The organism is Vibrio sp. B183, assembly GCF_000740665.1.
Lineage (GTDB): Bacteria > Pseudomonadota > Gammaproteobacteria > Enterobacterales > Vibrionaceae > Vibrio > Vibrio coralliilyticus.
Map to the genome: position 1 here is coordinate 23,951 of NZ_JPQB01000031.1, position 6,937 is coordinate 30,887.

Consider the following 6,937-nt stretch of genomic DNA (forward strand, 5'->3'; position numbering starts at 1 on the left):
CAAATATTAAAAGGCTGGCTTTTGCCAGCCTTTGTTGTTTAAGGAGAACCGATGAGTGTTGAGTATCGACTTGGAACACTAGAAGAGTGTGTTGAAATCGTCGCGACTATCAAAGAGTTCGTACACAAAGAAAGCGTAGAAAGCTTGTCCGAACGATTAGACGGTAAGCGACACCTCATTCAGGTGGCTGAAGAAAATGGCCAGCTACTTGGGTTTAAAATTGGATATGAAATCGACGAAAACACATTTTATAGCTGGTTCGGTGGGGTATCACCACTCGCTAGAAATAAAGGGGTGGCACAGAAGTTACTCGATTATCAGGAGATCTGGGTCAAAAAACACGCTTATTCTCAACTTAAGGTGAAATCCCGTAATCAATTTCCTTCCATGTTAAGACTCTTGCTGAGGAATGGTTATCTAATTGAAAAGTTTGAAGTAAAAGATCCCCTAGTCGAATCTAGAATTCATTTCGTGAAGCAGTTGTAGCACTGTCATAAAAATTAAATGAGATTTTTTCTCATTTAGGGGTTGACGGGATAAATGAGAATAATTATTATTTATCTCGTCTTAGAGAATAAGAGAAGTTCACAAGGACGTCGAGTTACCAGATTCAACTTGGAGACGGTGATGACACTGAACTTAATTGAACTTGCACTAGTTCTTTTTGACACGACATTGCTCACATTGCTTCCAGTGTAATTTATAGCTTTATGGCAAAGCTAACGATTCAATTGAATACGCTTTGACCCCTTTTTGCTAGGCGACATCGATACGATGTCGCTTTTTTTATGCCTGAAATCTGTGGTTGGATAAAAGGACACCAGTAGTCTTTTCCACAGTTGAGGATCGTTTCAAGATCGATCTATTTACGATCGATCTAATTCATTTGTTATATTTTTCAGTATCTTAAATTGTTTAATTACAGTTTTGTGACGATGTAAAGCGTTAGTGGATAAATAATATAAACAGAGTTATCCACAGTTGAGGTTGTGGTGTGAAAGATTATTCGCCAAATGTGTGAGTAGTGCATGCCGAGTTAAAATGGATCCACTGTCAGAGTCATGGCATTCTAGGCAGATCTTTTTTCTTTGGATGCTTAAAGACTATGGCTCGTATTCCTGACAACCCGTTGATTTTGATTGACGGCTCTTCTTATCTTTACCGCGCATTTCATGCTTATCCGGGCACTATGAGCAACGGTGATATCCCGACGAACGCTGTTTATGGTGTGGTAAACATGCTACGCAGTATGATGCGTCAGTTTGCCTCTGAGCGTATCGCAGTGGTCTTTGATGCTAAGGGAAAAACCTTCCGTGATGAGATGTATCCGGAATACAAAGCCAACCGTCCTCCGATGCCTGATGATCTCCGTTGTCAGATTGAACCTCTGCACAATGTGATTCGCGCAATGGGTTTGCCTCTGATCTGTGTTCCGGGTGTGGAGGCGGATGATGTGATTGGTACGCTCGCGTATCAGGCTTCACAAGCGGGGATGCCAGTATTGATCAGTACCGGCGATAAAGATATGGCGCAGTTGGTGGATGACAACGTGACTCTGATCAACACCATGACCAATGTGGTGATGGATCGAGAAGGCGTGATTGAAAAATTTGGTATTCCACCAGAGCTGATTATCGATTATCTCGCTTTGATGGGCGATAAAGTTGATAACATCCCAGGTGTACCGGGTGTTGGTGATAAGACCGCAACTGCATTACTGCAGGGTATCGGCAGTTTGGAGAAGTTGTACGACAATCTTGATGACATCGCACCGCTTGGGTTCCGTGGCTCGAAGACCATGGCGAAAAAGCTGGTCGATAACAAAGAAGAAGCGTTTCTTTCTTACGAGCTTGCCACGATTAAGTTGGATGTTGAGCTGGAAGAAACGCCAGACTCACTGCTCAAGGCCGAACCGAATACCGATGAGCTGATCAAACTGTATGGCCAGTTGGTGTTCAAATCTTGGCTCAATGAATTACTGGAAGGTGGTACGGGTGTTGTCGTGGCAGATGAAAAGTCCGGCGCAGCGTCGGGGGCTGGAGCCTCTGCCACAGCCAGCGAGATCGATACCTCTGCAGTGACGATTGATCGCAGCCAGTACGAAACCATTCTTGACCAACAGGCATTCAATACTTGGTTAGATAAACTCAAAGCGGCGGATGTCTTCGCGTTTGATACCGAAACCGACAGCCTCGATTACATGGTGGCGAATCTGGTTGGTGTGTCGTTTGCGACAGAAGAAGGCGTCGCTGCATACGTGCCTGTGGCGCATGATTATCTTGATGCGCCAGAGCAGCTTGATCGCGATTGGGTACTAGAGCAATTGAAGCCGATTCTTGAAGATGATGCTCAGGCGAAAGTGGGGCAGAATCTAAAATACGATGCGTCGGTATTGGCTCGCTACGGCATTGAGATGAAAGGCATTAAGCATGACACCATGCTCGCGTCATACGTTTACAACAGCGTGGGTGGCAAGCATGATATGGACAGCCTGGCACTGCGATTCCTTCAGCACAGCTGCATTTCTTTTGAGCAGATTGCGGGTAAAGGCAAGAAGCAGCTGACGTTCAATCAGATTGAACTGGAACAAGCTTCACCATACGCCGCAGAAGATGCTGATGTGACCCTCCGTTTACACAATCGCTTGCTCGCCAACATTGAGCAGGATGAAAAGCTGAAGACCATCTATGAAGAGGTCGAAGTGCCGCTGGTTCCCGTTTTATCACGTATTGAACGCACAGGCGTGTTGATTGATGACATGAAGCTGGCCGCTCAGTCGCAGGAAATTGCGTTGCGCCTTGATGAGCTGGAGCAGCAAGCGTTTGAAATCGCTGAGCAAGAATTCAATATGAATTCGCCAAAGCAGCTGCAAGCGATTCTGTTTGAGAAAATGGGCCTGCCGGTTGTGAAGAAAACGCCGTCGGGAACGCCTTCAACTAATGAAGAGGTTCTGCAGGAGTTGGCATTAGATTACCCGTTGCCAAAACTGATCCTCGAATATCGTGGCTTAGCGAAGCTCAAATCGACTTATACTGATAAGCTGCCGAAAATGATTAATCCTGAGACAGGCCGTGTCCATACGTCTTATCATCAGGCTGTAACCGCGACTGGCCGTCTATCTTCGACTGATCCTAACCTACAGAATATCCCAATCCGTAATGATGAAGGTCGACGTATTCGCCAGGCGTTTATCGCTCCACATGGTTACAAGATCATGGCGGTCGATTACTCCCAGATTGAATTGCGCATTATGGCGCACCTTTCAGGAGACAAAGCGCTGCTAGACGCCTTCCAGCAAGGAAAAGACATTCATGCAGCAACTGCGGCTGAAATCATTGGTGTAGACATCGAGCAGGTGTCAGCTGAACAACGTCGTCGTGCGAAAGCAGTCAACTTTGGCCTTATTTATGGCATGAGTGCTTTTGGTCTGGCGAAGCAGTTGGGTATTCCACGTGGCGAAGCACAGCAATACATGGATACCTACTTTGAGCGCTACCCAGGTGTGATGCAATACATGGAAGACACCCGCAGCGCTGCAGCTGAACAAGGTTATGTCGAAACCATCTTTGGCCGTCGTCTGCATCTGCCAGAAATAAAATTACGCAACGGCATGCGTCGTAAAGCGGCAGAACGTGCTGCGATCAACGCTCCAATGCAGGGGACAGCAGCGGACATCATCAAGAAAGCGATGTTATTGGTGGATGAATGGATTGAGAGCCAAGGTCAGGGTCGAGTGAAATTGCTGATGCAGGTGCACGATGAACTGGTCTTTGAAGTTCAGGAGTCAGCTTTAGCCGAAATTGAAAGTAAAGTACAAGAATTGATGGAATCCGCCGCTCAGCTGGATGTACCTTTGATTGCGGAAGCGGGTCATGGTGACAACTGGGATCAGGCGCACTAGACAAAAAATCGCCAAAATTGATTGAATAATATGAGCCAGCGCCCAATCGCTGGCTTTTTTTTGTTCCTAAAAAAGCAACCATTCAAAAGTGAGTATTGTAGTTTAATAAAATTTTAATGAAAAAAAATTACAAAAAGAGTTTTCATTTCTGACCAATTGTTGTACATTAAACGGCGTAGGGTACAGAGGTAAGATGTTCTATCTTTCAGACCTTTTGTTTCACGTTATTGGATTAGGCTGATTCAGCCGCCCCAGTCAGTATTTGACTGGGGCGTTTTTTATTGTGCTAAAGAAAATTTCAATACATTTCAAATCTTTATTGCTATTCTCATAGGTAATACAGCTTTAGCGGCTTCTCATTACCACATCACTTGTTCCTAATATTCACTATTCACAGCATTTGGTAACTCAGACCAATTTTGTAAGAAAACTTCAGTCACACTTTTATTTTTTTAAACAGAAAACCAAACCCGAACTCGCGCGCCTTGTTGGGTGTTAATAATGAATTTTTTCATATTTTTTAGAGTTTTATCGGTATAAGGGGTTGTTGGAGAGGGAAGTGGAAGAGGAAAAATCAGACGTTGCATTGTCTGCGGCTTTGAACAATCCTATTCGCATAATAATAACTACCTCCTATTTCTCTCCCGTTGCCCCACCAGGATGGTGGGGATTTTTATTTCTAAGCCTTTTCTTTTTCAACGTTACTCTTCAGGCACAAAAAAGCCCCACATGAGTGAGGCTGATTTCGATTGTGTTCTGTGCTTATTCTTGATCGTCGCTCTGCTGATCTTCGATAATCTCGTCAGTCAGCTGCGCTGCGACAGCAGGGGCAAACCACTCATCAAGTTTATTACGCAGTACGTCAACGCCAATGCCTTTCAGAGAAGAAAACGCGGCGACACTCACGTCGCCACCGAACCCAGCAGAATCCTTCTTGATCTTAAGCACCTGAGCTTTGCGCGCGCCACTTTTCAGCTTATCTGCTTTGGTAAGTAGGACCTGTACAGGGATGCCGCTGTCGACCGCCCAGAAAATAAGTTGCTGATCGAGGTCCTTCATTGGGTGGCGAATATCCATCAATACGACTAAACCTTTTAGACTTTGACGCTTTTGTAGGTATTCTCCGAGTGATTTTTGCCACTTCTTTTTCATTTCCAGCGGTACTTGAGCAAAGCCATATCCCGGTAGATCGACGATGTGGCAGCCATCGGTCACTTTAAACAGGTTGATTAACTGAGTTCGACCTGGTGTTTTACTGGTTTTTGCTAAACTTCTCTGATTCGTCAGTCGGTTAAGAGAACTCGATTTGCCCGCGTTGGAGCGTCCTGCGAACGCAACTTCGATACCTTCATCTTCAGGCATGTGACGAATATCAGGTGCACTGGTGATGAAATGGGTGTTTTGATAATGAATTTTTACGCTCACTGTTAACTCCATCTCGACTTTGTGTAGTCGATTGATTACTTTTTTGTGAAATTGTGTAAAATAACCGTGCTCGGCATAAGGTCGCCTATTGTACCATGAGTGGCAACTCTGAGTGGTACTGGAAGCTTGATAATTATAATGGAATGTCATGAAGAAATTAGCGCTAATCTTGAGTCTTTTAGCCAGCTGCTCTGTATGGGCCCAAGGCAGTATTGAAGCTGGTAAAGCAAAATCCCAAACTTGTGTTGCCTGCCACGGTGCTGATGGCAACAGTCAACTCGCAATGTACCCTAAGCTAGCAGGTCAGCATGCTAAATATATTGAGAAGCAGCTGAAAGACCTCAAGCTGGGTATGACCAGTGGTGGTAAGCAGGGTCGTGTTGATCCAGTAATGGGCGGTATGGCAATGCCACTGTCTGAGCAGGATATGAAAGATCTTGCAGCTTACTATGCATCACTACCAATTTCGCACAACACTACGCCTGAAAATGTAGTGGAACAAGGCAAAACCCTTTATACGGCGGGTGATGCTTCACGTGGTCTGACAGCATGTATTGCTTGTCATGGTCCTCGTGGTAACGGCACTGAGCTTTCAGGTTTCCCTAAAATTTCTGGTCAGCACGCTGACTACATTAAAGCTCAGCTAGTTAAATTCCGCGATGGCTCTCGTGCTAACGACATGAACGGCATGATGCAAGATATCGCAAAGAAACTGACAGACGAAGACATCGATACTTTGTCTAAATATGTTGGCGGCCTACACTAAGCCCTATTAAATACTGCCCGAGCAATGTTGTATTGAATGAGCCCAGACGAAAGTCTGGGTTTTTTCGTATGACACAGGTCACATCACCTTTTTGCTTATGTGGCTCCATGTTTCCCGAGCTTTTGTAAGAGATCGGCTATCTTCGCTTGTGCTCATTTCTTTGTGTTTTTTGTAACTATTTGAAAAGTAATAAAAGAAGTTTTGTGGGTAAAAAAAAGCCGTTTTTTTTCTTCAGGTGGATTGTTCAAAATTGGTCAATCGTTAAAGTGTACTCATCGGCAGGGCGCTGATACGGAATTTAGACCATGATGGTCTCCAAGGATGCAGGCGATGGATGCTTGGAGGTCTTAAAGGAATTTAGGTAAGCAGGAAGCTTACTGGATAGGGATGGTCGACTCGTCTAATGGTTTAGACAGCGAAAAGGATCAGGCTAAGGACTAGCCCAGATACGGGATGTAAACGGAAAGCCAAAATTCACCAGGACGGTGAAAAACAACACCTTTTGCAGGGAAAGCGCCAAAAACAAATGGAAATTTGATGCACGATAATCCGTGCAACACAGTTTCGCCGAAAGGCATTTTTAGAAAGCGATAGAATTATCTATCGCTTTTTTTATTTTCTAGCCCTAAACCACCTTCTTTAGAAGGTGGTGATCGTTCTGTTGGGCTTTGCCCGAAGAACGCTCATGTTCAAGATGTCCTCGTTTGCAACCAACAAATGAAGGAAATAACGAACATGAGCAGATATGAATCCGCTTCACACGTTTATCATCGGTGCCAATATCATATTGTTTGGACACCTAAATATCGACTAAAGATTCTGAAAGGAAATTTAGGCAAAGAGCT

The 6,937-nt window shown here is 44.6% G+C and carries 6 protein-coding genes; 5 read left to right on the forward strand and 1 reads right to left on the reverse strand.

All coding sequences use genetic code 11. The features are described 5' to 3' along the window. Positions 1-51: 51 nt before the first annotated feature. The 3 genes from IX95_RS23870 to IX95_RS27120 all read left to right on the forward strand — a co-directional run bounded on the left by IX95_RS23870 (position 52) and on the right by IX95_RS27120 (position 4,142). Positions 52-486 (forward strand): GNAT family N-acetyltransferase, encoded by a 435-nt coding sequence (locus IX95_RS23870; protein ID WP_038164574.1) that lies wholly within the window; start codon positions 52-54, stop codon positions 484-486. Positions 487-1,105: 619 nt separating this feature from the next. Continuing rightward, positions 1,106-3,901: a DNA polymerase I gene (gene polA, locus IX95_RS23875; RefSeq protein ID WP_038164576.1), complete on the forward strand. Its 2,796-nt coding sequence runs from the start codon at positions 1,106-1,108 to the stop codon at positions 3,899-3,901. 193 nt (positions 3,902-4,094) lie between these two features. Then, complete coding sequence (locus IX95_RS27120) at positions 4,095-4,142, forward strand: hypothetical protein (RefSeq protein WP_438356636.1); 48 nt, start codon at positions 4,095-4,097, stop codon at positions 4,140-4,142. A gap of 521 nt (positions 4,143-4,663) precedes the next feature. Here the strand turns inward: IX95_RS27120 and yihA are convergent. After that, complete coding sequence (gene yihA, locus IX95_RS23880) at positions 4,664-5,326, reverse strand: ribosome biogenesis GTP-binding protein YihA/YsxC (protein WP_038164578.1); 663 nt, start codon at positions 5,324-5,326, stop codon at positions 4,664-4,666. A gap of 148 nt (positions 5,327-5,474) precedes the next feature. On the opposite strand from yihA, the gene IX95_RS23885 reads away from it, so the two are divergent. Both IX95_RS23885 and IX95_RS26140 read left to right on the forward strand, forming a co-directional pair. Next, positions 5,475-6,092 carry a c-type cytochrome gene (locus IX95_RS23885; protein WP_006957580.1) on the forward strand — a complete coding sequence of 206 codons (618 nt, stop codon included), beginning with the start codon at positions 5,475-5,477 and terminating at the stop codon, positions 6,090-6,092. Between the two features lie 735 nt (positions 6,093-6,827). Next, a partial coding sequence (locus IX95_RS26140) for a transposase (RefSeq protein WP_200876927.1) occupies positions 6,828-6,937 on the forward strand: 110 nt, incomplete at its 3' end.

Bases quoted from the DNA above. Each gene is read 5' to 3' on its own strand.
- polA (WP_038164576.1), top strand. From the start codon at position 1,106: ATGGCTCGTATTCCTGACAACCCGTTGATTTTGATTGACGGCTCTTCT.
- IX95_RS23885 (WP_006957580.1), top strand. From the start codon at position 5,475: ATGAAGAAATTAGCGCTAATCTTGAGTCTTTTAGCCAGCTGCTCTGTA.
- IX95_RS23870 (WP_038164574.1), top strand. From the start codon at position 52: ATGAGTGTTGAGTATCGACTTGGAACACTAGAAGAGTGTGTTGAAATC.